23 protein-coding genes are annotated in these 26,396 nt (G+C 58.9%); all 23 read right to left on the minus strand.

Going from position 1 to position 26,396, the window contains the following annotated elements; translation table 11 throughout:
* Positions 1-122: 122 nt before the first annotated feature.
* The 23 genes from ispD to rpsB all read right to left on the minus strand — a co-directional run bounded on the left by ispD (position 123) and on the right by rpsB (position 26,230).
* On the minus strand, positions 123-830 hold the full coding sequence (ispD, locus tag AB4O36_RS20540) for a 2-C-methyl-D-erythritol 4-phosphate cytidylyltransferase (RefSeq protein WP_460117534.1): 708 nt from the start codon (positions 828-830) through the stop codon (positions 123-125).
* Positions 827-1,105, minus strand: a complete 279-nt coding sequence (gene ftsB / locus AB4O36_RS20545; protein WP_008028992.1) for a cell division protein FtsB — start codon at positions 1,103-1,105, stop codon at positions 827-829. The genes ispD and ftsB overlap by 4 nt, the downstream gene beginning before the upstream one ends.
* Before the next feature lie 159 nt (positions 1,106-1,264).
* Positions 1,265-2,554, minus strand: coding sequence for a phosphopyruvate hydratase (gene eno, locus AB4O36_RS20550; RefSeq protein ID WP_460117536.1), 1,290 nt, complete (start codon positions 2,552-2,554; stop codon positions 1,265-1,267).
* Between the two features lie 157 nt (positions 2,555-2,711).
* Complete coding sequence (kdsA, locus tag AB4O36_RS20555; RefSeq protein WP_460117538.1) at positions 2,712-3,557, minus strand: 3-deoxy-8-phosphooctulonate synthase; 846 nt, start codon at positions 3,555-3,557, stop codon at positions 2,712-2,714.
* Positions 3,558-3,562: 5 nt separating this feature from the next.
* The gene (locus tag AB4O36_RS20560; RefSeq protein ID WP_460117540.1) at positions 3,563-5,194 is read right to left on the minus strand and encodes a CTP synthase; all 1,632 of its coding nucleotides are present in this window, start codon (positions 5,192-5,194) and stop codon (positions 3,563-3,565) included.
* Positions 5,195-5,468: 274 nt separating this feature from the next.
* Positions 5,469-6,797, minus strand: a complete 1,329-nt coding sequence (tilS, locus tag AB4O36_RS20565; RefSeq protein ID WP_460140128.1) for a tRNA lysidine(34) synthetase TilS — start codon at positions 6,795-6,797, stop codon at positions 5,469-5,471.
* Between the two features lie 134 nt (positions 6,798-6,931).
* Complete coding sequence (locus tag AB4O36_RS20570) at positions 6,932-7,879, minus strand: acetyl-CoA carboxylase carboxyltransferase subunit alpha (RefSeq protein ID WP_368557323.1); 948 nt, start codon at positions 7,877-7,879, stop codon at positions 6,932-6,934.
* A 137-nt stretch (positions 7,880-8,016) separates the two neighbouring features.
* The gene (gene dnaE / locus AB4O36_RS20575; protein WP_460140129.1) at positions 8,017-11,538 is read right to left on the minus strand and encodes a DNA polymerase III subunit alpha; all 3,522 of its coding nucleotides are present in this window, start codon (positions 11,536-11,538) and stop codon (positions 8,017-8,019) included.
* Between the two features lie 77 nt (positions 11,539-11,615).
* Positions 11,616-12,242, minus strand: a complete 627-nt coding sequence (rnhB, locus tag AB4O36_RS20580; protein WP_460117546.1) for a ribonuclease HII — start codon at positions 12,240-12,242, stop codon at positions 11,616-11,618.
* Positions 12,243-12,253: 11 nt separating this feature from the next.
* Positions 12,254-13,384: a lipid-A-disaccharide synthase gene (lpxB, locus tag AB4O36_RS20585; protein WP_460117547.1), complete on the minus strand. Its 1,131-nt coding sequence runs from the start codon at positions 13,382-13,384 to the stop codon at positions 12,254-12,256.
* Positions 13,385-13,386: 2 nt separating this feature from the next.
* Complete coding sequence (gene lpxA, locus AB4O36_RS20590) at positions 13,387-14,163, minus strand: acyl-ACP--UDP-N-acetylglucosamine O-acyltransferase (protein ID WP_460140130.1); 777 nt, start codon at positions 14,161-14,163, stop codon at positions 13,387-13,389.
* On the minus strand, positions 14,160-14,600 hold the full coding sequence (gene fabZ, locus AB4O36_RS20595; protein ID WP_110966659.1) for a 3-hydroxyacyl-ACP dehydratase FabZ: 441 nt from the start codon (positions 14,598-14,600) through the stop codon (positions 14,160-14,162). Before fabZ ends, lpxA begins: the two co-directional genes overlap by 4 nt.
* 108 nt (positions 14,601-14,708) lie before the next feature.
* Positions 14,709-15,764, minus strand: a complete 1,056-nt coding sequence (gene lpxD, locus AB4O36_RS20600) for a UDP-3-O-(3-hydroxymyristoyl)glucosamine N-acyltransferase (RefSeq protein WP_460117551.1) — start codon at positions 15,762-15,764, stop codon at positions 14,709-14,711.
* A gap of 2 nt (positions 15,765-15,766) precedes the next feature.
* Entirely contained in the window at positions 15,767-16,270 is a 504-nt protein-coding gene (locus AB4O36_RS20605; protein WP_368557317.1) for an OmpH family outer membrane protein, read from the minus strand.
* 44 nt (positions 16,271-16,314) lie between these two features.
* The gene (gene bamA, locus AB4O36_RS20610) at positions 16,315-18,690 is read right to left on the minus strand and encodes an outer membrane protein assembly factor BamA (RefSeq protein ID WP_460117553.1); all 2,376 of its coding nucleotides are present in this window, start codon (positions 18,688-18,690) and stop codon (positions 16,315-16,317) included.
* A 74-nt stretch (positions 18,691-18,764) separates the two neighbouring features.
* On the minus strand, positions 18,765-20,117 hold the full coding sequence (gene rseP, locus AB4O36_RS20615) for a sigma E protease regulator RseP (protein ID WP_460117555.1): 1,353 nt from the start codon (positions 20,115-20,117) through the stop codon (positions 18,765-18,767).
* A 53-nt stretch (positions 20,118-20,170) separates the two neighbouring features.
* Complete coding sequence (gene ispC, locus AB4O36_RS20620; protein ID WP_460117556.1) at positions 20,171-21,361, minus strand: 1-deoxy-D-xylulose-5-phosphate reductoisomerase; 1,191 nt, start codon at positions 21,359-21,361, stop codon at positions 20,171-20,173.
* Positions 21,358-22,164 carry a phosphatidate cytidylyltransferase gene (locus tag AB4O36_RS20625; protein ID WP_460140131.1) on the minus strand — a complete coding sequence of 269 codons (807 nt, stop codon included), beginning with the start codon at positions 22,162-22,164 and terminating at the stop codon, positions 21,358-21,360. The genes ispC and AB4O36_RS20625 overlap by 4 nt, the downstream gene beginning before the upstream one ends.
* The gene (uppS, locus tag AB4O36_RS20630) at positions 22,164-22,919 is read right to left on the minus strand and encodes a polyprenyl diphosphate synthase (RefSeq protein WP_460117559.1); all 756 of its coding nucleotides are present in this window, start codon (positions 22,917-22,919) and stop codon (positions 22,164-22,166) included. Before uppS ends, AB4O36_RS20625 begins: the two co-directional genes overlap by 1 nt.
* Before the next feature lie 13 nt (positions 22,920-22,932).
* Positions 22,933-23,490 carry a ribosome recycling factor gene (gene frr, locus AB4O36_RS20635; RefSeq protein WP_460117561.1) on the minus strand — a complete coding sequence of 186 codons (558 nt, stop codon included), beginning with the start codon at positions 23,488-23,490 and terminating at the stop codon, positions 22,933-22,935.
* Positions 23,487-24,230 carry a UMP kinase gene (gene pyrH, locus AB4O36_RS20640; RefSeq protein WP_024779012.1) on the minus strand — a complete coding sequence of 248 codons (744 nt, stop codon included), beginning with the start codon at positions 24,228-24,230 and terminating at the stop codon, positions 23,487-23,489. The genes frr and pyrH overlap by 4 nt, the downstream gene beginning before the upstream one ends.
* A 209-nt stretch (positions 24,231-24,439) precedes the next feature.
* A complete protein-coding gene (tsf, locus tag AB4O36_RS20645; protein ID WP_460117562.1) occupies positions 24,440-25,303 on the minus strand; it encodes a translation elongation factor Ts in 864 nt (287 codons plus the stop codon).
* A 189-nt stretch (positions 25,304-25,492) separates the two neighbouring features.
* Entirely contained in the window at positions 25,493-26,230 is a 738-nt protein-coding gene (gene rpsB, locus AB4O36_RS20650) for a 30S ribosomal protein S2 (protein WP_460117564.1), read from the minus strand.
* Positions 26,231-26,396: the final 166 nt, after the last annotated feature.

Raw genomic sequence — 26,396 nt, forward strand, 5'->3', positions numbered from 1 at the left:
GGAACGCCGCCCGGAGCAAGCCCGCTCCTACAGAGTTGAGTTCGACGCGAGCCCTGTAGGAGCGAGCTTGCTCCGGGCGGCGTTCCGACGATGGCGGCAGACCTGACACCACAGCCACACAATCAGTACCTGTTAGCCCACCGCTGCCGCAACCACTCCAGGTCCTCGGGTCGAGTGACCTTGAGGTTATCTGAACGGCCTTCGATCAGCCGCGGAGCCTGCCCCGCCCACTCCATGGCCGATGCTTCATCGGTAATCACCGCATCCGCCACCAGGCTGTCGGCCAAGGCCCGATGCAGCGCGCCAAGGCGGAACATCTGCGGCGTGTACGCCTGCCAGATCACGCTGCGATCCACGGTTTCAACCACCCGACCGTGCTTGTCGACACGCTTGAGGGTATCGCGAGCCGGAACCGCCAGCAGGCCACCGACCGGATCGTCAGCCAGCTCGGACAACAACGTGTCCAGGTCGTCACGACTTAGATTGGGCCGTGCGGCATCGTGTACCAGCACCCAATCTTCATCGCCTGCGCCCAGTGCATGCAAGTGCAACAAGGCATTGAGCACCGAGCCGGAACGTTCGGCGCCACCGTCAACCCGTTGAATGCGCAAATCACCGGCGCAAGCGAGGTTGGGCCAGTAGGGATCGTCGACAGCAAGACTGACCACCAACCCCTTGAGGGCCGGGTGATCAAGGAAACAGCCAAGGCTGTGTTCGAGAATTGTGCGCCCGCCCAATTGCAGATATTGCTTGGGACGGTCCGCGGCCATACGGGCGCCAACGCCCGCGGCAGGAATCACGGCCCAGAAGGCCGGTAGTGGGATGCTCATTGAGCCAACTGGTAAAGGGTTTCACCGTCCTTGACCATGCCCAGCTCATGACGAGCCCGCTCTTCAACGGTCTCCATGCCTTTTTTCAGTTCACTGACTTCGGCGTCCATCACCCGATTGCGCTCCAGCAACCCTTCGTTTTCAGCGTGCTGATCCGCGATCTGCTGAGTCAGCTCGGCCACTTGCGCCAGGCTGCCGTTTCCCACCCATAGGCGGTATTGCAGGCCAGCCAGCAGCAGAAGCAAGACGAGAAACAACCAATTGGGACTGCGCATCGAAATCCGGGTATCCAGTGAAAAAAGACAGCCATAACAAAACAAAAGGTCTGATAGCACGAAGCCTGGATGATCCAGGCTTGTGCTTTCAAGGCATCAGATTAGTGCCTAAAACCTCGTTGTAGCGAGTTTTTCGACATAATCCGTTGTTTTTTTACATCAGCCGCGGAATTCGCTGCGGCCGTTGTACTTGGCTTTGCCGTTCAACTGCTCTTCGATACGCAGCAGTTGGTTGTACTTGGAGACGCGATCGGAACGGCACAGGGAACCGGTCTTGATCTGGCCAGCCGAAGTGCCCACCGCCAGGTCGGCGATGGTCGAATCTTCGGTTTCGCCCGAACGGTGCGAGATGACGGCGGTGTAACCAGCAGCCTTGGCCATCTGGATGGCTTCCAGGGTTTCGGTCAGGGTGCCGATCTGGTTGAACTTGATCAGGATCGAGTTGGCGATCTTTTTATCGATGCCCTCTTTCAGGATCTTGGTGTTGGTGACGAACAGGTCGTCCCCGACCAGTTGGGTCTTCTCGCCGATCTTGTCGGTGAGGATCTTCCAGCCTGCCCAGTCCGATTCGTCCAGGCCGTCTTCGATGGAGATGATCGGGTAACGCTCGGTCAGCCCCTTGAGGTAATCGGCGAAACCTTCAGCGGTGAACACCTGGCCTTCGCCGGACAGGTTGTACTTGCCGTCTTCGTAGAATTCGCTGGCGGCGCAGTCCAGTGCCAGGGTCACGTCGGTGCCCAGCTTGTAACCGGCGTTGGCCACGGCTTCGGAGATGACTTTCAGCGCGTCTTCGTTGGACGCCAGGTTCGGTGCGAAACCACCTTCGTCACCCACGGCAGTGCTCAGGCCACGGGCCTTCAGCACGGCTTTGAGGTGATGGAAAATCTCGGTGCCCATGCGCAAGCCTTCCGAGAAAGACTTGGCGCCAACCGGCTGAACCATGAACTCCTGGATGTCGACGTTGTTATCGGCGTGCTCGCCGCCGTTGATGATGTTCATCATCGGAACCGGCATCGAGTAGACTCCCGGGGTGCCGTTCAGGTTGGCAATGTGTGCGTACAGTGGCAGGTCCTGGTCCTGGGCGGCGGCCTTGGCTGCGGCCAGGGAAACGGCGAGGATAGCGTTGGCGCCCAGAGAACCTTTGTTGTCGGTGCCGTCGAGCTTGATCATCGCCAGGTCCAGCGCTTTCTGGTCGCTTGGATCGGTGCCCTTGAGCAGGTCGCGGATCGGGCCGTTGATGTTGGCAACGGCTTTCAGGACGCCTTTGCCCAGGTAACGGCTCTTGTCGCCATCACGCAGCTCGAGCGCTTCACGCGAGCCAGTGGAAGCACCGGACGGCGCGCAGGCGCTACCGATGATGCCGTTATCGAGAAGCACGTCCGCTTCCACGGTGGGGTTGCCACGGGAGTCGAGAACTTCACGACCTTTGATGTCGACGATTTTAGCCATTGTTGTAAACACTCCAAAGTTGACGAAAACGACGCAGCTAGAGGAAAACTTCTACCGTCGGCAAGTGATGTGCAGCGGGGCAGACTTGCGGACGATAACGCCCAGGCCCGAGGGCCTGAGCGTTAAATCGTGCGATACGATACCGGAGAATTGAGGATTACGCGGTTTCTACCGTCGGAAAACTCTTCACCAGTTCGTCCAAAGCCTTGAGCTGGGCCAGGAATGGCTCCAGTTTGTCCAGGCGCAAGGCGCAAGGGCCGTCGCATTTGGCGTTATCCGGATCCGGATGGGCCTCGAGGAACAGGCCAGCCAGTGACTGGCTCATGCCGGCCTTGGCCAGGTCGGTGACCTGGGCACGGCGACCGCCAGCGGAGTCGGAGCGACCACCGGGCATTTGCAGCGCGTGGGTCACGTCGAAGAACACCGGGTATTCGAACTGCTTCATGATGCCGAAACCCAGCATGTCGACGACCAGGTTGTTGTAGCCGAAGCTCGAACCGCGCTCGCAGAGGATCAACTGATCGTTACCCGCTTCCACGCACTTGTTCAGGATGTGTTTCATTTCCTGAGGGGCGAGGAACTGGGCTTTCTTGATGTTGATCACCGCGCCAGTCCTGGCCATCGCGACCACCAGGTCAGTCTGGCGCGACAGGAAGGCCGGCAGCTGGATGATGTCGCAGACTTCAGCGACGGGCGCGGCCTGCTCAGGTTCATGCACGTCAGTGATGATCGGCACGCCAAAGGCTTGCTTGATGTCCTGGAAAATCCGCATGCCCTCTTCCAGGCCGGGGCCCCGGTAAGAGGTCACGGAGGAACGGTTGGCCTTGTCGAAACTGGCCTTGAATACGTAAGGGATGCCGAGTTTCTCGGTCACCTTTACGTACTCTTCGCAGACCTGCATCGCCATGTCGCGGCTTTCCAGCACGTTCATGCCACCGAACAGCACCATTGGCTTGTCGTTGGCAATCTCGATATCGCCTACACGGATGATCTTCTGCGCCATAAGGTTCAAGCCTTCTTCTGGTGTTGAGCCAAGGCAGCCTTGACGAAACCGCTGAACAACGGGTGACCGTCGCGAGGCGTCGAGGTGAACTCAGGGTGGAACTGGCAAGCGACGAACCATGGGTGATCCGCAGCCTCGACCACTTCTACCAGCGCACCATCACCGGAACGGCCGGAGATTTTCAGGCCCGCTTCCATGATTTGCGGCAGCAGGTTGTTGTTCACTTCGTAACGGTGACGATGACGCTCGACGATCACGTCCTTGCCATAGCAGTCGTGAACCTTCGAGCCGGCTTCGAGCAGGCAATCCTGGGCACCCAGGCGCATGGTGCCGCCCAGGTCGGAGGTTTCGGTACGGGTTTCGACGGCGCCGGTGGCGTCTTCCCACTCGGTGATCAGACCCACGACCGGATGACCGCTGGTGCGATCGAACTCGGTGGAGTTGGCGTCTTTCCAGCCCATGACGTTACGAGCGAACTCAATCACCGCCACCTGCATGCCCAGACAGATACCCAGGTACGGGACCTTGTTCTCGCGAGCGTACTGAACGGCGGTGATCTTGCCTTCCACGCCACGCAGACCGAAGCCGCCTGGAACCAGGATCGCGTCGACACCTTCGAGCAGCGCGGTACCCTGGTTTTCGATGTCTTCGGAGTCGATGTAGCGCAGGTTCACCTTGGTGCGATTGCTGATACCGGCATGGCTCATCGCTTCGATCAGCGATTTGTAGGCATCCAGCAGTTCCATGTACTTGCCGACCATGGCGATGGTGACTTCGTGCTCCGGGTTGAGCTTGGCATCGACCACGGCGTCCCACTCGGACAGATCGGCACCACCGCATTGCAGGCCGAAACGCTCGACGACAAAATCATCCAGGCCTTGCGAGTGCAGAATGCCCGGGATCTTGTAGATGGTGTCGGCGTCTTCCAACGCGATCACCGCACGTTCTTCAACGTTGGTGAATTGCGCGATCTTGCGACGCGAGGAAACGTCGATCGGGTGATCGGAGCGGCAGACCAGCACGTCAGGTTGCAGGCCGATGGAACGCAGTTCCTTGACCGAGTGCTGGGTTGGCTTGGTTTTGGTTTCACCGGCGGTGGCGATGTACGGCACCAGGGTCAGGTGCATCAGCATCGCGCGCTTGGCGCCGACTTCGAAACGCAACTGGCGGATGGCTTCGAGGAACGGCTGGGATTCGATGTCACCCACGGTGCCACCGATCTCGACCATCGCCACGTCGGCATCGCCAGCGCCCTTGATGATCCGGCGTTTGATTTCGTCGGTAATGTGCGGAATGACCTGGATGGTCGCGCCCAGGTAATCACCACGGCGCTCTTTGCGCAGCACGTGCTCATAGACACGGCCGGTGGTGAAGTTGTTGTTCTGGGTCATGGTCGTGCGGATGAACCGCTCGTAGTGGCCCAGGTCCAGGTCGGTCTCGGCGCCGTCATGGGTGACGAACACTTCGCCGTGCTGGAACGGGCTCATGGTGCCCGGGTCGACGTTGATGTACGGGTCCAGCTTCAGCATGGTGACCTTAAGCCCCCGCGCCTCCAGGATGGCCGCCAATGATGCCGATGCAATGCCTTTCCCCAAAGAAGAAACAACACCGCCCGTGACGAATATGTAGCGCGTCATGAAAAACCCTAGAAGTCTGCGTTAAAGCGGTCCGAGCCGCCGGGGAAAGCGAAGGAAGGCCGAAGCCCCCGATCACCTGCATTAATCACAGTGCACCTTTCAAAAAAACCGCCGCGTTGTGACAGACCGGGAGATGAAACTCCGGTTCGTTGTTCGCTACACATTTTTTGGAATCGCCCAGCAAAGACTGCTTGGTAATCGGCAACTCCTGCAATTCAGGCGAATCCACAGAAGTTGTATCAAGAAGGGAGCGTAGTCTACCGGAAAGCCCCTTTCAGCTCAAACCTTGATCTTCGCCAGGTGGCTGCCAATGCAAAAGCCAACCGGCCTGCGCATGGCCGTTCAACCCCGGCAGGCTGGCCACCGCCAACAAATGCTCGCCGCCATACAGCAGCGGCAATCTGCCACGGACAAATCCAGGAACACTTCGCTCGTTCAGCAAGCGCTTCAAATCCCGGTGACCGCGATCAGGCAGGCGCATCACCTCCCCTCCTTCCCGATAGCGAATCTGCAGGGGACCCTCAGGCGCCGGGCCCGCGAACATCAGCGTACCGTTATGCGGCAACGGCAGGGGCTGCGAAGGATCAGTCCAGTCCCCGACAGCCGATGGCGGACTTAGCCAACCTCCCGACAGCCACCAGATCCGTCCTCCCGCCCGATGCAGTTCACCGTCAGCCAGTCGCCATACCGGATGGGCATCACCTGAGGCATCGCGCAAATCCTGCCAACCCGACCAATGGTCAGTGTCCGGCAGGCGTGTCCGCGCACCGAGCCAATGGCGCAGGGCATTGCGCTGGCGAGCCTCGGACAGCGATGCCAGCGGCGACAACTCAAGCGAAGGCACACCGAGCCAATCGAATTCACCGACGGTGCTCACCTGCGCCAGGTCGATAAGCGCCAGTTCATCCAGCAAGGCCTGGGCTTCACTCAGATGCGCCGCGCTGCGGACCATGTTCGCCACTGCCTGCGGCCAGCGTTCGGACATCAGGGGAATCACTTGGTGGCGCAGAAAGTTGCGCGAGTATTGCCGATCCTGATTGGAGGGGTCTTCGATCCAGCTCAGGTGATGCTCGAGCGCGTAAGCCTCCAGTTCCGCTCGCGAGACATCGAGCAGCGGGCGCAGCAGATTGCCCTGCCCCAACGAACGCTGGCGCGGCATCCCGGACAACCCCCTGACCCCCGCCCCGCGCAACAAGCGGAACAACAGGGTTTCGGCCTGATCGTCACGGTGCTGGCCGGTCAGCAGCAGCTCATCAGCCAGGGTGGCCTCAATAAACGCGGCATACCGAGCGTCGCGGGCCGTTTGCTCGAGACTGGCGCCAGGCTGGACCTGAACACGGACGATTTGGAGAGGCACACTCAGGCCGTCGCACACCCACTGGCAGTGTTGCGGCCAGGCATCGGCGACGGATTGAAGCCCGTGATGAATGTGGATGGCCGCAAGGGGCGGCAAAGAATGGGATTGAGCCAGCGAAGCCAGCAGGTGCAGCAGAACGGTGGAATCGAGGCCACCGGAGAAGGCGATGCGCCAGGTTGCGGCATTGCGCCACGGAGCGAGAGTGCGCAGAAGCCGGGTGGCTAAATCAGGCATGGGCTGGCTCATATCAATCTGTGCAGACACCAAACAAAAGTGGGAGCGGGCTTGCCCGCGATGGCGGTGTATCAATCAACACAGATGTTGTATGACACACCGCCATCGCGGGCAAGCCGGCTCCCACAGGGATGAAGCGAAGCCTGTTACAGGCCGTAGCTCATCAGACGCTCATAACGACGGGCCAGCAGTGCCTCGTTATCGAACTTCTTGAGCATCGCCAGTTGCGAGCTCAGTTCGGCACGGATCGAGGCGGCGGCAGCGGCTGGGTCGCGATGAGCGCCACCCAATGGCTCACCGATGACCTTGTCGACGATACCCAGGCCTTTGAGGCGTTCGGCAGTGATACCCATGGCTTCGGCGGCATCCGGTGCTTTTTCGGCGGTTTTCCACAGAATCGATGCGCAACCTTCCGGGGAAATCACGGCGTAGGTCGAGTACTGCAGCATGTTCAACTGATCGCAGACACCAATGGCCAGTGCACCACCGGAACCACCCTCACCGATCACGGTGGCGATGATTGGGGTTTTCAGGCGAGCCATGACGCGCAGGTTCCAGGCGATCGCTTCGCTCTGGTTGCGCTCTTCGGCGTCGATCCCAGGGTAGGCGCCCGGGGTGTCGATGAAGGTCAGGATCGGCATTTTGAAGCGTTCGGCCATTTCCATCAGGCGGCAGGCCTTGCGGTAGCCTTCCGGACGCGGCATGCCGAAGTTGCGGCGAACCTTCTCGCGCACTTCACGGCCTTTCTGGTGACCGATGATCATCACCGGCTGGTCATCCAGACGGGCAACACCGCCAACGATGGCAGCGTCGTCGGAGAAATGACGGTCGCCGTGCAACTCGTCGAACTCGGTGAAGATGTGCTCGATGTAGTCCAGGGTGTACGGGCGCTTGGGGTGACGCGCCAGACGCGCGATCTGCCAGCTGGTCAGCTTGCCGAAGATGTCCTCGGTCAAGGTCTTGCTTTTGTCCTGCAGGCGGGAGATCTCATCGCCGATATTCAGCGAATTGTCGTTACCGACCAAGCGCAACTCTTCGATCTTGGCTTGCAGGTCGGCGATCGGCTGTTCGAAATCTAGAAAATTCGGGTTCATAGGCGTCCGTCTTGGGTCGACCACCAAGAGAGCTTGGGCCGGCCGGTTGTCTATTCGCGCCCTACCTTAAGGGAGAGGCGCGTTCAGGTCGAGATTAAAAATCGGTTTGGATCAGGGCAAAGTGATGGCACTGCCCGTCATCGGTATTGGAGGAAGACGTTGTCTCGCCCGAACTGGTCACGCAAGGCTTGAATCAACGCATCCGCCGGGTCTATCCGCCAGCCTTCACCAAACTGCAACAAAGCCTTCGCATCGGGGCTGGTGTACTCCATGGTGATCGGGCACGCACCTCGGTGACGCTTGAACAGGTCGCCCAACCAGCGTAGCTGATCACCCTTGAGGTCCTGGGTCTGGACTTTCAGGCGCAGGCTTTCGGCCAGGTTGGTGCGCGCATCTTCCATGCTCATCACCCGCTTGACCCGCAGCCGCAAGCCACCGGAGAAGTCGTCGTTGCTCACTTCACCTTCGACCACCACCATTGCATCGGTCTGCAACAGCGCTTGCGCCGAATGGAACGCATCGGCGAACAGCGAGGCTTCAATGCGACCCGAGCGATCGTCCAGGGTGATGAATCCCATCTTGTCGCCCTTTTTGTTTTTCATCACCCGCAGGGCGATGATCATGCCCGCCACGGTCTGGGTGTCGCGCGCGGGCTTCAGGTCGATGATGCGCTGACGGGCAAACCGTCGGATCTCGCCTTCGTATTCGTCGATTGGATGCCCGGTCAGGTACAGGCCCAGCGTGTCCTTCTCGCCTTTGAGCCGTTCCTTGAGGGTCAGTTCCTTGGCGTTGCGATGATTGGCGTAGACATCGGAGTCTTCCTCGACAAACAACCCGCCGAACAGGTCCGCGTGCCCACTGTCGTGGGTCCTGGCGGTTTGTTCGGCGGCCTTGATGGCCTCTTCCAGGCCCGTCAGCAACACCGCGCGATTACGGTCGATGTTTGCCTGATAGGCTTTCACCTCGTCGTGGAAGTAGGGGCCCAGACGATCCAGGGCACCGCTACGAATCAAACCATCAAGGGTCCGTTTGTTGACGCGCTTGAGGTCGACACGGGCGCAGAAGTCGAACAGGTCCTTGAACGGACCATCCTGCCGAGCCTCGGTGATTGCCTCGACCGGGCCTTCACCCACCCCTTTGATCGCCCCCAGGCCATAAATGATCCGGCCCTCGTCGTTCACGGTGAATTTGAACTCCGACGCGTTCACATCCGGCGCATCGAGGCGCAACTTCATGCTGCGCACTTCTTCGATCAAGGTCACGACCTTGTCGGTGTTGTGCATATCCGCCGAGAGCACCGCGGCCATGAAAGGCGCCGGGTGGTGCGTCTTCAGCCATGCAGTCTGGTACGACACCAGACCATAAGCGGCGGAGTGGGATTTGTTGAAGCCATAACCGGCGAATTTTTCCACCAGGTCGAAAATGTTACCGGCCAGGTCGGCATCGATATTATTGTTGGCGCAACCTTCGATGAAACCGCCGCGCTGCTTGGCCATTTCCTCGGGTTTTTTCTTACCCATGGCTCGACGCAGCATGTCCGCGCCGCCGAGGGTGTAGCCGGCCATGACCTGGGCGATCTGCATCACCTGTTCCTGATACAGGATGATGCCGTAGGTCGGTGCCAGTACCGGCTTCAGGCCTTCGTACTGGTAGTCCGAATGCGGGTAGGCCAGCTCGGCGCGACCGTGTTTGCGGTTGATGAAGTCGTCCACCATGCCCGATTGCAAAGGGCCCGGACGGAACAGCGCCACCAGTGCGATGAGGTCTTCGAGGCAGTCGGGCTTGAGCTTTTTGATCAGCTCCTTCATGCCCCGCGATTCAAGCTGGAACACCGCCGTGGTCTCGGCTTTTTGCAGCAGGTCGTAGGTTTTCTTGTCATCGAGCGGGATGAAATCGATGTTCAGGTCATCCAGGCCTTGTTTGGCCTGTTCGCGGTTGATGGTCTCCATCGCCCACTTGATGATCGTCAGAGTCCGCAAGCCAAGGAAGTCGAACTTCACCAGGCCGGCGGCCTCCACGTCGTCCTTGTCGAACTGGGTCACCAGGCCGCCGCCTTCTTCATCACAGGCAATCGGTGAGAAATCGGTGAGCTTGGTCGGCGCGATCACCACACCACCGGCATGTTTACCGGTACCACGGCAGACGCCCTCGAGCTTGAGCGCCATGTCCCAGATTTCCTTGGCGTCTTCGTCGACCTTGAGGAAATCACGGAGGATTTCTTCCTGCTCGTAGGCTTTCTCCAGGGTCATGCCGACTTCGAACGGAATCATCTTCGACAGGCGATCCGCCAGGCCGTAGGACTTGCCCTGCACCCGCGCCACATCTCGCACTACCGCCTTGGCGGCCATGGTGCCGAAGGTGATGATCTGGCTCACCGCGTTTCGACCGTAGGCATCCGCCACGTACTCGATCACCCGGTCGCGCCCGTCCATGCAGAAGTCGACGTCGAAGTCGGGCATGGAAACCCGTTCCGGGTTGAGGAAACGTTCGAACAGCAAGTCATAGGCCAGCGGATCGAGATCGGTGATCTTCAGCACATAGGCCACCAGCGATCCAGCGCCCGATCCCCGGCCCGGGCCCACCGGTACACCGTTGTTCTTGGCCCACTTGATGAAGTCCATAACGATGAGGAAGTAACCGGGGAACCCCATCTGGATGATGATATCCAGTTCGAATTTCAGGCGGTCGAGGTAGACCTGGCGCTTCTCTTCGTAGTTGGGCGTGGTGTCCTTGGGCCACAACACCGCCAGACGCTCTTCCAGGCCTTCGTAGGAAACGTGGCGCAGGTAATCGTCAATCCCCATCCCATTGGGGGTAGGAAAGTCTGGCAGGAAGTGCTTGCCCAGCTTCACGTCGATGTTGCAGCGCTTTGCAATCTCGACGGTATTTTCCAGCGCTTCGGGTATGTCGCTGAACAGCTCGGCCATTTCCTCGGCGCTTTTGAGGTACTGCTGGTCGCTGTAGTTCTTTGAGCGCCGAGGGTCGTCGAGCGCACGCCCCTCGCCGATGCAGACCCGGGTTTCGTGAGCTTCGAAGTCGCCCTGTTTGATGAAGCGCACATCGTTGGTCGCCACCAGAGGCGCGCCGAGTTTATCGGCCAATGCCACCGCGCCGTGCAATTGCTCTTCATCGTTGACACGATTGGTGCGCTGGATTTCCAGATAGAAGCGGTCCGTAAATACCGCCATCCATTCGCGCGCCAGGGCTTCGGCTTCTTCAGGGTTGCCGCTGACCAGGGCCTGTCCGATCTCGCCCTCTTTCGCCGCCGACAGCATGATCAGGCCTTCACTGGCCTCTGCTACCCACTCACGCTCGACGATGACCATGCCGTTACGCTGGCCATCTAGAAAGCCTCGGGAGATCAACTCGGTCAGGTTGCGATAACCCAGCGGGTTCATCACCAACAGGCTGATGCGGCTCAGCGGGGCATCCGGGTCCTTGTTCGCCAGCCACAAGTCGGCGCCGCAGATCGGCTTGATCCCCGCACCCATGGCGTTTTTATAGAACTTGACCAGGGAACACATGTTGTTCTGGTCGGTCACCGCGACGGCAGGCATGCCCATGGCAACCAGGGTCTTGACCAGCGGTTTGATCCGCACAAGACCGTCGACCAGGGAAAATTCAGTGTGCAGGCGCAGGTGAACGAATGAAGCCGGCATAGTGATCCTGTCCAGAAACGTAAAAACAACAAGGCCCGGATTGTACCGGGCCTTGGCAAAAAAAATCAGCCTCGTGACTAACTCTCGATCAGGCTTTCGCGTGCCTCGTACGCCGATCGCACAGGGGCGAACGAGCGACGGTGGATGGGGGTCGGCCCCAGGCGCGACAGCGCTTCCAGATGAACGGGCGTCGGATAGCCTTTGTGGCCACCGATGCCATACCCCGGGTAAATCAGTTCGAACGCTGCCATTTCACGGTCCCGGCTGACCTTGGCCAGGATCGATGCTGCCGCAATGGCCGGCACCTTGGCATCGCCTTGCACCACCGCTTCAGCACGCATGGACAACTTCGGGCAACGGTTACCGTCAATCATCGCCAGTTTTGGTTGAATGTGCAGGCCTTCGACCGCACGCTGCATCGCCAACATGGTGGCATGGAGAATGTTCAACTCGTCGATTTCTTCGACTTCGGCGCGCGCTATACACCAGCTCAGGGCCTTCTCGCAGATTTCGTCGTAGAGCTTTTCGCGGCGCGCTTCGGTGAGCTTCTTCGAATCGTTCAGCCCGAGGATGGGACGGTTCGGATCGAGAATCACCGCCGCCGTGACCACGGCACCGCACAGGGGGCCGCGGCCGACTTCATCAACGCCGGCCACCAGGTCTTCGACTTCGGCGACCAGGGTAAAATCCAGACCCATTTGCATGTTTTTCCTGGTCATTGTCCTTGGCCGATCAGTTTCAGCACTGCGTCCGCAGCCTGGTTGGAGGCATCCAGACGCAGGGTCCGGTGAATTTCATCGAAACCGCGGGTCTGCTCTTCGCCACCTTCGATCAGCGGCGAGAGCGTTTGGGCCAACGCCTCGACCGTGGCATCGTCCTGTAACAACTCGGGCACCAGCAGACGCTGGGCCAACAGATTCGGCAACGAGACGTAGGGACTCTTGACCATGCGCTTGAGAATCCAGAACGTCAGCGGCGCCAGACGATAGGCAACAACCATCGGCCGCTTGTACAACAGCGCTTCAAGGGTTGCGGTGCCGGATGCGATCAAGACCGCGTCGCAGGCGGCCAACGCCAGATGCGATTTGCCATCAAGCAGGGTCAGTGGCAGGTCACGGCCCACCAGCAACGCTTCCAGTTGCTGGCGGCGCTCCGGGCTGGCGCAAGGCATCACGAACCGTACACCCGGACGCATGGCGCGCAGGCGCTGGGCGGTGTCGAGGAACAATGCCCCCAAACGCCCCACTTCGCCACCGCGACTGCCAGGCATCAGCGCAACCAGGGGGCCGTCAGGCAAACCCAGTGCTGCACGTGCGGCGCCACGATCGGCTTCCAACGGAATCGCATCGGCCAGGGAATGCCCGACAAACCGCACCGGGACGCCCTTCTCTTCATAGAATTTTGCTTCGAACGGGAACAGCGTCAGCATCAGGTCGCAGCCTTCGCGGATCTTCAGCACGCGCTTCTGTCGCCATGCCCACACCGACGGACTGACGTAGTGCACGGTCTTGATCCCGGCCTGGCGCAGCTTGAGTTCGATATTGAGGTTGAAGTCCGGGGCATCAATGCCGATGAACACATCCGGCTTCGCGGCGATCAGGTCGGCGATCAATTGCTTGCGGCGCTTGAGCAACTCGCGCAGTCGACCGAGCACTTCCACCAGGCCCATGACCGAGAGACGCTCCATCGGGAAGTACGAAGTCAGGCCTTCGGCCTGCATCAGCGGACCGCCAACGCCTATGAACTCGACTTGCGGATGTTGAGCCTTGAGCGCACGCATGAGACCAGCACCCAGAATGTCACCGGAAGCCTCACCGGCCACCAGCGCAATACGCAGAGTAGCCATGGTCAGCGGGTAATGCCGCGGGTCGAGCACTGGATCGAATCGCGGAACACTGCGACTTCGGGGAACAGGGCAGCAGGCTCGGTCAACTCGGCGAGCGCCTGCTCAACCGTCAGGCCCTGGCGATACACCACCTTGTAGGCACGGCGCAGAGCGTGGATCGCCTCTTCACTGAAACCACGGCGGCGCATGCCCTCGAAGTTCATGCTGCGCGCTTCAGCCGGGTTGCCAAACACGGTGACGTAGGCTGGAACGTCCTTGCCAATGGCCGTGCCCATGCCGGAAAAACTGTGGGCGCCAATGTGGCAGTACTGGTGAACCAGGGTAAAACCGGACAGGATCGCCCAGTCTTCCACGTGCACGTGCCCAGCCAATGCAGTGTTGTTGACCAGGATGCAGTGATTGCCAATGACGCTATCGTGGCCGATGTGGGCATAGGCCATGATCAGGTTGTGATCACCCAGGGTCGTTTCCGAACGGTCCTGAATGGTGCCACGGTGAATGGTCACGCCTTCACGAATGACATTGTGGTCACCAATCACCAGGCGAGTTTCTTCGCCTTTGTATTTCAGGTCAGGCGTATCTTCGCCCACCGAGGAAAACTGGTAGATGCGGTTGTGTTTGCCGATCCGGGTAGGGCCCTTGAGGATCACATGTGGCCCAATGACTGTCCCCTCGCCGATTTCCACACCTGCGCCGATGATCGACCAAGGGCCAACCTCGACGCCGTCGGCCAGTACGGCCGTCGGATCGATGATTGCACGAGGGTCAATCAAACTCATAGCTTGCGTTCCGCACAGATGATTTCAGCCGAGCAGACGGGCTTGCCGTCAACCGAGGCCTGGCATTCGAATTTCCAGATCTGGCGCTTGCAGCTGATGAACTTGGCCTCCAGGATCAACTGGTCGCCCGGCAACACTGGCTGGCGGAAGCGCAGCTTGTCGGAACCCACGAAGTAATACAGGGTGCCGTCGGCCGGTTTCACGTCGAGCATTTTGAAACCCAGGATACCGGCAGCCTGTGCCATCGCTTCGATGATCAGCACGCCCGGCATGATTGGGTGCGCGGGGAAGTGGCCATTGAAGAACGGTTCGTTGATGCTGACATTCTTGTAGGCGCGAATGCGCTTCTCTTCCACATCCAGATCCACGACCCGATCCACCAGCAGGAACGGGTAACGGTGAGGCAGGTATTCGCGAATCTCGTTGATGTCCATCATGTCGGGGGGAAGCCTATGTAAAGATTGGGAACGCGCGACTGACGCGCGTTCCTCTAGCAAATCAAGGAGGCAGTCTAGCGGCCGTATGCACTTGATGTGGAAATGGTATCAGGCATCTGATGAAGCATTACTGCCAGGGGTCACTTCCCCTGTTCGCTTTTCCAGTTGCTTGAGCCGGCGTGCGATGTCATCAAGCTGGCGGATGCGTGCCGCGCTTTTGCGCCATTCGGCAGCCGGCTGCATGGCCGTACCGGAAGAATAGGAACCCGGTTCGGTAATCGAATGGGTCACCATGGTCATCCCGGTGATGAAAACCTTGTCGCAAATTTCGATGTGTCCCACCAGCCCAACGCCACCCGCCAGCATGCAATGCTTGCCGATCTTGGTGCTGCCGGAAATCCCCACACAGGCAGCCATGGCGGTGTGATCACCGATCTGCACGTTGTGGGCGATCTGGATCTGGTTGTCGAGCTTCACGCCATTACCAATGATGGTATCGGCCAGTGCTCCGCGGTCGATAGCGGTATTGACGCCGATCTCCACATCATCACCTACCAGAACACCACCAATCTGGGCGATTTTCTGCCAGACACCTTTCTCGTTGGCAAAGCCGAAGCCTTCGCCACCCAGCACTGCGCCCGACTGAATCACCACACGCTTGCCTATGCGCACGTCGTGATAAAGCGTGACTTTCGGGGCCAGCCAGCCACCCTCACCAACCTCGCTGCGCGCACCGATAAAGCAATGCGCCCCGATGGTCACGTCGGCACCTATACGCGCGGCACTTTCGATAACAGCGAAGGCACCCACGCTGGCGGTGGGGTCAACCACTGCATCCGGCGCGACGACCGCCGTCGGGTGAACCCCGGCAGTTGCCTTGGGCTTGGGGTCGAACAGATGGGAAATCCGTGCGTACGCCAGATAAGGATCGGGCACGATAAGCACATCACCCGCAAAACCTTCGGCATCAGCAGCCTTCAGCAACAGCGCTGCGGCCCGACTGCCCGTCAGGTATTTACGGTATTGAGGATTTGCCAGAAAGCTCAACTGAGCTGGGCCAGCCTCTTGCAAAGTGGCTAGCCCAGTAATTTGCTTCTCTGCGTCGCCACGCAAGGTGGCGCCGAGGAACTCGGCCAATTGGCCGAGCTTTATAGTCGCTGTCATGATTACTTCAGCTGATTCATGCGCTCGATAACCTGGCGAGTGATGTCGTACTGAGGTTTGACATCAATCACTGCACCACGCTCGAAGACCAGGTCATAAGCACCTTTCTTGATGACCTCTTCGACTGCGCTATCCAGTTTCGGCTTGAGCTGCTTGAGCATGTCACGGTCAGCAACGGCCTTGGCTTCGTTCAGCTCCTTGGATTGGAACTGGAAGTCACGGGCCTTTTGCTTGAATTCAAGCTCCAGGCGCTCGCGCTCGCCTTGCTGCATCTTGTCGCCACCGGCCATCAGACGGTCCTGGATGCCTTTGGCACTGCTTTCCAGTGTCTTGAGCTTGGTCAGTTGCGGACCGAACTTCTTCTCGGCATCAACGGCGTATTTCTTGGCCGCGTCAGACTCCAGCAGCGCCATTTGATAGTTCAGGACGGCGATTTTCATGTCGGCAAACGCCGGGCCTGCGACCAGTACGGAAGCCAGCAGAACCAATTGAGTCAACTTACGCACGATGCACTCCTACAAATCCGTTGTCGTTATCTTGGGTCAGACGCTTAGAACGTCTGGCCGAGGGAGAATTGGAACACTTGAGTTTCAGCTTCATCCGGTTTCTTGATTGGCATGGCCAACGCGAAGCTCAGAGGCCCCAGTGCGGTGACCCAGGTCACGCCCACACCCACAGAACTGGCCATGTTGCTCAAGCTGATGTCATTACACTTGGTGTTGGACGACGAACCGTTTGCATTGGTGGTGTCCTTGCACTGCGAGTCGAACACGTTACCCACATCCCAGAATACCGAGGTACGCAGGGAGCGCTGATCCTTGACGAACGGCAGAGGGAACAGCACCTCGACACCGCCCTGGATCAACACGTTACCACCGAATGGCAGGGGATCCTGGTCCGGGTCGAACGCGGTGCCCGGATTGGTACCACGGCTCGGCGTACTGCGAGGACCCAGGGTGCTGTCCTTGAAGCCACGAACCGAGTTGAAACCACCAGCATAGTAGTTTTCATAGAACGGCAAGCCATCGGTCGAACCGTAGCCATCGCCATAGCCCAGCTCGGTGTGCAGGCGCATGGTGTAGTTGTCGCTCAGCGGCTGGAACAACTGGCCACGGTAGTCGAGTTTGAAGAACGACAGGTCGCTGCCAGGCGTCGTGGTTTCCAGTACGAGGCTTTGGGAGTGGCCACGGGTCGCCAGTACACCTTTGTTCAGGGTCGACTCGGACCAGCCGGCCGACGCCTTGAAGTTCAGGTAGTTTTCGCCTTCCTTGTTAACGAAGTCGAAGATCTCGTCAACGGTGTACAGGCCCGTCTTGATCTTGTCCTGCTGCGCTGTCAGGCCGAAGGTCAGGCGCGACGTTTCGCTGATCGGATAACCGACGCTCACGCCCGCACCCAGGCTATCTACGGCATAGCTGGCAACGTCGACGTCGAGGTCTTTGTAGTCAGTGGTGCGATAGAAGGCGTTGTAACCCAGACTCACGCCGTCGGCAGTCCAGTAGGGGTCGACATAACCGAAGTTGTAGCGGCTCTGGTATTCGCTGCGGGTCAAGCCGATGCTGACCTTGTTACCCGTACCGAGGAAGTTGTTCTGAGTGATGGAGCCACCGAGGATCAAACCGGCACTCTGGGCGAAACCGACGCTGGCAGTGATCGAACCGGAAGCCTGCTCTTCAACGCTGTAGTTCACGTCGACCTGGTCATCGACGCCTGGAACCGCCGGGGTTTCGACGTTGACTTCCTTGAAGAAGCCCAGACGCTCAAGTCGGGTCTTGGACTGATCGATCAGGTAGGTCGAAGCCCAGCCGCCTTCCATCTGACGCATTTCACGACGCAGCACTTCGTCTTCGGACTTGGTGTTGCCACGGAAATTGATGCGGTTGACGTAGGCACGCTTGCCCGGATCGACGGCAAAAGTGATGTCTACGGTGTGGTCGTCATCGTGAGGCTGAGGCACGCCGTTGACGTTGGCGAAGGTATAACCTTCGTTACCCAGGCGCCGGGTGATCAGTTCGGAGGTGGTGGTCATCAGCTTGCGCGAGAACACCTGGCCTTTCTGCACCAGCAGCAACGACTTGACCTGGTCTTCAGGCACTTTCAGGTCGCCACTGAGCTTGACGTCACGAACGGTGTACTTCTCGCCTTCGGTGACGTTGACGGTGATGTAGACGTGCTTCTTGTCCGGGGTGATGGACACCTGGGTCGAAGCGATATCCATGTTGATATAGCCACGGTCCAGGTAGTAGGAACGCAGACGTTCCAGGTCACCGGACAGTTTTTCACGAGCGTACTTGTCATCGTTCTTGAAGAACGACAGCCAGTTGGTAGTCTTGAGTTCGAACAGATCGATCAGGTCTTCATCGGGGAAAACGGTGTTGCCCACCACGTTGATGTGCTGGATGGCAGCAACGGTGCCTTCGTTGATGTTGACCTTGAGGCCGACACGGTTACGCGGTTGCGGTACCACTTCGGTGTCGACGGTAGCCGAGTAGCGGCCCTGGGCGACATATTGACGCTGCAGCTCGTTACGCACGCCTTCGAGGGTCGCGCGCTGGAAGATTTCACCTTCGGCCAGACCGGACTGCTTGAGGCCTTTCATCAGGTCTTCAGTGGAAATCGCCTTGTTACCTTCGATCTCGATACTGGCGACCGACGGGCGCTCGACTACCGTGATGACCAGGACGTTGCCATCGCGGCCCAGCTGGATATCTTGAAAGAACCCGGTTTTGAACAGCGCGCGAGTGGACTCCACCAGGCGACGATCATCAGCCTGTTCACCGACGTTCAACGGCAATGCACCAAAGACGCTACCCGCGGAGACCCGCTGGAGGCCATTGACGCGAATATCAGAGATGGTGAAGGACTCGGCGTGAACTTCGGCGATCATCAATACGGAGAAAACCGCAGTTAGCAGCAGACGTTTCATGAAGTCCTTTCTTATTCCAACTGGCAATAAACAAACTGCCGCAAAATGCGGCAGATTCGCAATTCAGCGAAGTGTTACAGACGACCCAAATCGTTGACCAAGGCAAGCAACATCACCCCGACCACCAAACTGATGCCGATCTGTATCCCCCAACCCTGTACCCGATCCGACAAGGGACGACCACGCGCCCACTCGATCAGATAGAACAACAAATGCCCCCCATCCAGTACAGGAATGGGCAACAAATTCAGAACCCCCAGGCTAATACTCAGATAAGCAAGGAAATTCAGGAAATCAGCGACGCCCGACTGGGCAGAAGCGCCCGCCACTTTAGCAATGGTTATCGGTCCACTCAAGTTTTTTACCGAGAGCTCGCCGAACAACATTTTCTTAAGCGAATCGAGCGTCAGTATGCTCATGGTCCAAGTACGACGAGCACCCTCGCCGATCGCGGCCAGAGGCCCATAACTGACCTCGCGGATCATTTCCGGCGGCCAGTCGATCGCTTTCACCCCGGCGCCCAGGTAACCACTGGGTGCCTTGCTCTCCCCGCGAGCGGCCAGTGTCACAGGGACGTCGATTTGAGCACCATCACGCTCGACGCGCAGCAAAATCTTGGTATCCGGACGCGTACGAACGGTGTCGACGACCTGCTGCCAGTCATCGACGGCCTTGCCATCAAGGGCCAGCAAGCGGTCACCGGTCTTCAGGCCTGCACCCTGCGCCGGGCCTTTTGGATCGATTTCAGCCAGGACCGGCGGCAAGGCCGGACGCCATGGGCGAATACCCAGGGAGCGGATTGGATCGGGCTCATCCGCGCCCTTGAGCCAACTGTCCAACGCCAAGTCACGAGGCGTATCAGTGGTGGAGCCCTGCTCGCGAACCAGCACCTTGAGCGTACCGCTCTCGCCAAGACGACGAACCAGCTGCAGATTCACCGCGCCCCAGCCCGATGTCGGCTCGCCATCAATGGCGACGATTTCCTGGCCCGGGGCCAAACCTGCCTTGGCGGCAATACTTGCAGGCTCGACCGCGCCGATGACCGGACGCACCTGCTCGCTGCCGAGCATCGCCAGCACCCAGAAAAAAACCAGTGCCAACAGAAAGTTGGCGATCGGCCCGGCCGAAACGATGGCGATGCGCTGACGGACGGATTTGCGATTGAACGACTGATCGAGCTGATCGACCGGCACTTCACCTTCGCGTTCGTCGAGCATCTTGACGTAGCCACCCAAAGGAATCGCAGCGACCACGAATTCAGTGCCTTGCTTGTCATGCCAGCGCAACAGCGGCATACCGAAGCCCACGGAGAAGCGCAGCACCTTGACCCCACAGCGACGCGCGACCCAAAAGTGGCCGAACTCGTGAAAGGTAACCAGCACACCCAGCGCTACCAGGGTGCCGACAATCATATAGAGTGCGCTCATCTACTTTCTCCGCATTCCTATCCAGCGCGATCCGACTCGATGCCGGATGACACTCATCGCCCGTGCCGACTCAACCAGAGACGTGCCAAGGTTCGCGCTTTCGCGTCAGCCGTGAACACCGCCTCGAGATCATCCACCGCAACCACAGGCTCGAGATTCAACACTTCTTCGATGATACTCGCGATTTCCAGATAGCGAACCCGCCCGTCCAGAAACGCCGCGACAGCCACTTCATTGGCCGCATTGAGCATCGCCGGCGCACTATTGCCGGCCTCGGCTGCCTGGCGGGCCAGTCTCAGGCAAGGGAAACGATCCTCGTCGGGCGCCTCGAAGTCCAGTCGCGCCACCGCAAAAAGGTCCAGCGGAGCCACACCGGAATCGATGCGCTCCGGCCAGGCCAGCGCGTTGGCGATCGGCGTGCGCATGTCGGGGTTACCCAACTGCGCCAAAACAGAACCGTCCACATAGTCCACCAGCGAATGAATCACGCTTTGCGGGTGTATCACGACCTCAACCTGGGACGGCTTGGCATCGAACAGCCAGCAGGCCTCGATCAGCTCCAGCCCCTTGTTCATCATGCTCGCCGAATCCACGGAAATCTTGCGCCCCATCGACCACGTCGGATGGGCACAGGCCTGATCGGGAGAAACATCGGACAATTGAGCCAAAGGCGTCTGCCGGAACGGACCGCCGGAGGCCGTCAGCAATATCCGGCGCACCCCGACGGTTCCAAGACCTCGGGAAAAATCCCGTGGCATGCATTGAAAAATCGCGTTGTGCTCGCTGTCGATCGGCAGCAGTACCGAGCCGCTCTTGCGTACCGCGTGCATGAATAGCGCACCGGACATGACCAAGGCTTCCTTGTTGGCCAGGAGAATCTTCTTGCCCGCCTCCACCGCAGCCAGCGTAGGACGCAAACCCGCCGCACCGACAATCGCGGCCATGACCGTATCGACTTGAGGATCGGAAGCAACCTGACACAGGCCCTCCTCACCCACCAGCACCACCGTAGTCAAACCGGCTGCACGCAGGTTTTCCTGCAGGACTCGGGCCGCATCCGGCTCAGGCACTACGGCAAACTGCGGCGCGTGAAGTACGCAAAGTGCTTGCAACTCACTCAGGCGAGCAAAGCCGCTCAGGGCGAAAACCTGATAACGGTCCGGATGGCGGGCAATGACATCGAGCGTGCTCAGGCCGATCGAGCCCGTCGCACCCAGTACAGTGATCTGCTGGGGACGATTCATGGCGCGGCCATCCACAACAGTACGGCGAAGACAGGGATTGCAGCCGTCAGGCTGTCGATGCGATCGAGCACACCACCATGTCCTGGCAGCAGGTTACTGCTGTCCTTGATCCCGGACTGGCGCTTGAACATGCTTTCGGTGAGGTCGCCCACCACCGAGACAAATACAATCACAGCGGCACCGAGCAGGCCCATGATGATCTCGGCGAAGCTCCAGTCACGCACCAGCCCGACAACGAAGGTGATAACCAGGCTCAATGCCAGGCCACCATACACGCCCTCCCAGCTCTTGCCAGGACTGACCTGCGGCGCGAGCTTGCGCTTGCCAAATGCCCGACCGGAAAAATAGGCACCGATGTCAGCCCCCCAGACCAGCACCATCACCGCCATGATCAACCAGTTACCCAAAGTCTCCTGCTTGATCTGGATCAGGCCTTGCCAGGCCGGCAGCAGGATCAGCAAACCGATCACCAGCTTGCAGGCGGCACTGGACCAATGCTCGCTGGAACGTGGATAGGTCAGCACCAGCCAGGTTGCCACGCCCCACCACAGCACCGAAGCGCCCAACACCCAGGGCGCCATCCCCGGCAGGATGTACATGACGAACAACATCAACGCGACCACCGCCGCGAAAGCGACGCGCATCGATTGAGCGGTAAAACCAGCAAGGCGCGCCCACTCCCAGGCACCGAGAGTCACGACCAGGCCAATGAACAGTGCAAAGCCTGCCCCCTGAAGCAGGAAAAATCCGCACAAGGCAATCGGCAGCAGGATCAGTGCGGTAATGATTCGTTGTTTAAGCATTAAACCCGGGCTCCAGCCTCGACCTGCTCGCTCGTTTTACCGAAGCGGCGCTGGCGAGATGCGAAATCGGCCAGCGCATTGCGCATGGCGTCGTGTTTGAAGTCCGGCCAGAACAGGTCGGAGAAATACAACTCGGCATAGGCGAGCTGCCACAGCAGGAAGTTGCTGATGCGGTGCTCGCCACCGGTGCGAATGCACAGGTCCGGCAACGGAAGGTCACCGGTCGCCAGGCAGGTTTGCAACAGTTCGGGTGTGATGTCGTCCGGACGCAGATGGCCAGCCTGAACTTCACGAGCCAGACGCTGTGCGGCTTGCGCGATGTCCCACTGACCGCCGTAATTGGCAGCGATCTGCAGGACGAAGCGATTGGCGCCCGCCGTCATGGCCTCAGCCTCACGCATAGCCGCCTGCAGCTCCGGATGAAAGCGCGAGCGATCGCCAATGATGCGCAGACTGATGTTATTGTCGTTCAGGCGCTTGGCCTCACGGCGCAGGGCCTTGAAAAACAGGTCCATCAGCGCACTGACTTCATCGGCCGGACGCTGCCAGTTCTCACTGGAGAAGGCAAACAGGGTCAACACCTCGACCTTGGCCTCGGCGCAGACCTCAATAACGGCGCGAACTGCATCCACTCCCGCTTTATGCCCGGCAACACCCGGCATAAAGCGTTTTTTCGCCCAGCGATTATTGCCATCCATGATGATCGCGACATGGCGCGGCACTGCGGACGGCGCAACCTGCTTGTTCTTTTCCATGAAAAAGCGACCCTTAAACGGCCATCAGGTCTTTTTCTTTCAGCGCCAGGTTAGCGTCGATTTGAGCTACGAACTTTTTGGTCAGATCATCGATCTCGCCAGTCGCGCGACGCTCTTCGTCTTCGCTGATTTCCTTTTCCTTGACCAGATCCTTGAGCTGGCTGTTGGCGTCGCGACGGATGTTGCGCACGGCAACACGGGCATCTTCAGCGACATCACGGGCCTGCTTTGTGAAGCCCTTGCGGGTTTCTTCGGTCAGGGCGGGCATGGAGATCAGCAGCAACTCACCCAGGTTGGTCGGGTTGAGGTTCAGGCCGGCACTGCCGATGGCCTTGTCGACGGCACCGAGCATGTTGCGCTCGAAAGCAACGACCTGCAGGGTACGCGCGTCCTTGACGGTGATGTTCGCCACTTGCTTGATCGGGGTGTCAGCGCCGTAGTAAGGCACCATCACGCCTTCCAGAATGCTCGGGTGCGCCTGACCGGTACGAATACGACCGAAGTTGTGGGACAGGGACTCGACCGACTTCTGCATGCGCTCTTGAGCGTCTTTCTTGATTTCGTTGATCATTGTTGGACTTCCTCGATCAGGGTGCCTTCAGCGCCGCCATGCACGATGTTCAGCAGGGCGCCGGGCTTGTTCATGTTAAATACGCGCAACGGCATCTTGTGGTCGCGACACAGGCAAATAGCCGTCAGATCCATCACACCCAGCTTGCGATCCAGTACTTCATCGTAGGTCAGATGATCGAACTTCTCGGCATGCGGGTCCTTGAATGGATCGGCAGTGTAGACGCCATCGACCTTGGTCGCCTTCAACACGACGTCAGCATCGATTTCAATCGCGCGCAGGCAGGCGGCAGAATCCGTAGTAAAGAACGGATTGCCCGTGCCGGCCGCAAAAATGACGACTTCCTTGGCATTGAGGTGACGCATGGCCTTGCGACGGTCGTAGTGGTCGGTCACGCCAACCATCGAGATGGCTGACATCACGATGGCCGAGATATTGGCACGCTCCAACGCGTCGCGCATGGCCAGGGCATTCATCACAGTGGCCAGCATGCCCATGTGATCGCCCGTGACGCGATCCATGCCCGCCGCGCTCAATGCCGCGCCGCGAAACAGGTTGCCACCACCGATCACCAGACCGACCTGAACGCCGATACCGACCAGTTGGCCGACTTCCAGCGCCATGCGGTCCAGGACTTTCGGATCGATCCCGAACTCTTCCGAGCCCATCAGGGCCTCGCCGCTGAGCTTGAGTAGAATGCGTTTATAGCGAGCCTGATAACCACTGCCCTGCTGAGCCATTGCGAATCTCTCCTGCGGCGTATGTAAAAAATTCTTTGCGAGCTGTTTACAGCTGGCTGTTCACTCTGATTGGCGCTGCTTCAGCGCCATCGGAACATGGCTTTGTAAGCCAGTTCCAAAGGGAAACCAATAAAAATCTGGCCCCCATCTGAAAAGAGGCTGCGCGCGTGAGCGGGCAGCCTCTTCTGGGCGACAGTTAAAAAACCGTCTTACTGCTTGGCAGCAGCCAGTTGTGCAGCAACTTCTTCAGCGAAGTTGTCAACTGGCTTCTCGATGCCTTCGCCAACCTTGAAGTAGGTGAAGGAAACGATTTCAGCACCGGCTTTCTTGGCCAGGGCGCCAACGGTCAGCTCTGGGTTCATGACGAACGCCTGCTCAACCAGGCTGGCCTCAGCCAGGAACTTGGTGATACGACCAGCGATCATCTTTTCGACGATTTCGGCTGGCTTGCCTTTCATCTTGTCTTCGTTCAGTTGCAGGAAGACAGCTTTTTCACGCTCGATGGCTTCTGGCGAAACCTGCGATGGCAGCAGGAACTCAGGGTTGCTTGCTGCAACGTGCATGGCGATTTCCTTGGCCAGCTGAACGTCACCGCCCTTCAGGACAACCGCAACACCGATTTTGTTACCGTGCAGGTAGGTACCTACCACATCGCCTTCAACGCGAATCAGGCGACGGATGTTGACGTTTTCGCCAACTTTGGCCACCAGGGCTTCACGAGCCGACTCTTGAGCGGCGATCAGCGGAGCTACGTCGGTCAGTTTGTCAGCGAAAGCTTTTTCAACGCTGGCTGCAACGAAGTTCTTGAAGTCGTCTTGCAGGGCCAGGAAGTCGGTCTGCGAGTTCACTTCCAGCAGTACGGCAGACTTGTCGTCAGCCTTGATGGCGATTGCGCCTTCAGCGGCAACGTTGCCAGCCTTTTTAGCAGCCTTGATGGCGCCCGAAGCACGCATGTCATCAATGGCTTTTTCGATGTCGCCGTCGGCCTTTTCCAGGGCCTTCTTGCAATCCATCATGCCTTCGCCGGTACGCTCGCGCAGTTCTTTGACCAGCGCCGCAGTAATTGCTGCCATTTCAAATTCCTCTTGGATAGGTTTTCAACCATTCCACCCGATCGAACGGGCGTTCAATTCTTCCCGAACCACCCTTGTTAGCTGCCGCACGTTACAAATAAGGCAGTGGGCGCCGACAAATGGTTTTCGAGGTGGCAAAAAGGGGGCCAAGCCCCCTTTTTGCTTACTGAGTCAACGCCAGGGCGTCAATTACTCAGCTGCAGCTGCCGGAGCTTCTTCAACGAAAACTTCGGTACCGCCGCCAACGTTGTTGCGACCACGGATTACAGCGTCAGCCATCGAACCCATGTACAGCTGGATGGCGCGGATGGCGTCATCGTTGCCTGGGATGATGTAGTCAACGCCTTCCGGGCTGCTGTTGGTATCGACTACGCCGATAACCGGGATGCCCAGCTTGTTGGCTTCGGTGATCGCGATGCGCTCGTGATCAACGTCGATAACGAACAGAGCGTCTGGCAGACCGCCCATGTCCTTGATACCACCCAGGGAACGATCCAGCTTCTCAAGATCGCGAGTGCGCATCAGCGCTTCTTTCTTGGTCAGCTTGGCGAAAGTACCGTCTTCGGCTTGCACTTCAAGGTCACGCAGACGCTTGATGGAAGCACGGATGGTTTTGAAGTTGGTCAGCATGCCGCCCAACCAGCGGTGATCGACGTACGGCGAACCGCAACGTGCTGCTTCTTCAGCAACGATCTTGCCAGCGGAACGCTTGGTGCCGACGAACAGAATCTTGTTTTTGCCCTGGGCCAGGCGCTCTACGAAAGTCAGAGCTTCGTTGAACATTGGCAGGGTTTTTTCAAGGTTGATGATGTGGATCTTGTTACGCGCGCCGAAAATGTATTTACCCATTTTCGGGTTCCAGTAACGGGTCTGGTGACCGAAGTGCACACCGGCCTTCAGCATATCGCGCATGTTGACTTGGGACATGATAGTTCCTTAATAAGTCGGGTTTGGCCTCCACGTATCCCAATGACCAACCAGCAGCATCAGCTGAAGGCACCCAGGTCATCGTGTCGACACGTGTGTGGATTTAAGCCTTTCGGGGTATCCCCGGAAAGCGGCGCATTTTATATCACAAGCCTTGCAAAAACGG

It is taken from the genome of Pseudomonas sp. S2_E01 (assembly GCF_054668365.1).

Coding starts and splice junctions, on each gene's coding strand:
- pyrH (WP_024779012.1), bottom strand. CDS start 24,230: ATGGCTCAGCAGGGCAGTGGTTATCAGGCTCGCTATAAACGCATTCTA.
- tilS (WP_460140128.1), bottom strand. CDS start 6,797: ATGAGCCAGCCCATGCCTGATTTAGCCACCCGGCTTCTGCGCACTCTC.
- lpxD (WP_460117551.1), bottom strand. CDS start 15,764: ATGACAGCGACTATAAAGCTCGGCCAATTGGCCGAGTTCCTCGGCGCC.
- ispC (WP_460117556.1), bottom strand. CDS start 21,361: ATGAATCGTCCCCAGCAGATCACTGTACTGGGTGCGACGGGCTCGATC.
- AB4O36_RS20625 (WP_460140131.1), bottom strand. CDS start 22,164: ATGCTTAAACAACGAATCATTACCGCACTGATCCTGCTGCCGATTGCC.
- fabZ (WP_110966659.1), bottom strand. CDS start 14,600: ATGATGGACATCAACGAGATTCGCGAATACCTGCCTCACCGTTACCCG.
- rpsB (WP_460117564.1), bottom strand. CDS start 26,230: ATGTCCCAAGTCAACATGCGCGATATGCTGAAGGCCGGTGTGCACTTC.
- uppS (WP_460117559.1), bottom strand. CDS start 22,919: ATGGAAAAGAACAAGCAGGTTGCGCCGTCCGCAGTGCCGCGCCATGTC.
- AB4O36_RS20560 (WP_460117540.1), bottom strand. CDS start 5,194: ATGACGCGCTACATATTCGTCACGGGCGGTGTTGTTTCTTCTTTGGGG.
- ftsB (WP_008028992.1), bottom strand. CDS start 1,105: ATGCGCAGTCCCAATTGGTTGTTTCTCGTCTTGCTTCTGCTGCTGGCT.
- bamA (WP_460117553.1), bottom strand. CDS start 18,690: ATGAAACGTCTGCTGCTAACTGCGGTTTTCTCCGTATTGATGATCGCC.
- kdsA (WP_460117538.1), bottom strand. CDS start 3,557: ATGGCGCAGAAGATCATCCGTGTAGGCGATATCGAGATTGCCAACGAC.
- lpxB (WP_460117547.1), bottom strand. CDS start 13,384: ATGGCTACTCTGCGTATTGCGCTGGTGGCCGGTGAGGCTTCCGGTGAC.
- tsf (WP_460117562.1), bottom strand. CDS start 25,303: ATGGCAGCAATTACTGCGGCGCTGGTCAAAGAACTGCGCGAGCGTACC.
- AB4O36_RS20570 (WP_368557323.1), bottom strand. CDS start 7,879: ATGAACCCGAATTTTCTAGATTTCGAACAGCCGATCGCCGACCTGCAA.
- dnaE (WP_460140129.1), bottom strand. CDS start 11,538: ATGCCGGCTTCATTCGTTCACCTGCGCCTGCACACTGAATTTTCCCTG.
- eno (WP_460117536.1), bottom strand. CDS start 2,554: ATGGCTAAAATCGTCGACATCAAAGGTCGTGAAGTTCTCGACTCCCGT.
- frr (WP_460117561.1), bottom strand. CDS start 23,490: ATGATCAACGAAATCAAGAAAGACGCTCAAGAGCGCATGCAGAAGTCG.
- lpxA (WP_460140130.1), bottom strand. CDS start 14,163: ATGAGTTTGATTGACCCTCGTGCAATCATCGATCCGACGGCCGTACTG.
- ispD (WP_460117534.1), bottom strand. CDS start 830: ATGAGCATCCCACTACCGGCCTTCTGGGCCGTGATTCCTGCCGCGGGC.
- rnhB (WP_460117546.1), bottom strand. CDS start 12,242: ATGCAAATGGGTCTGGATTTTACCCTGGTCGCCGAAGTCGAAGACCTG.
- rseP (WP_460117555.1), bottom strand. CDS start 20,117: ATGAGCGCACTCTATATGATTGTCGGCACCCTGGTAGCGCTGGGTGTG.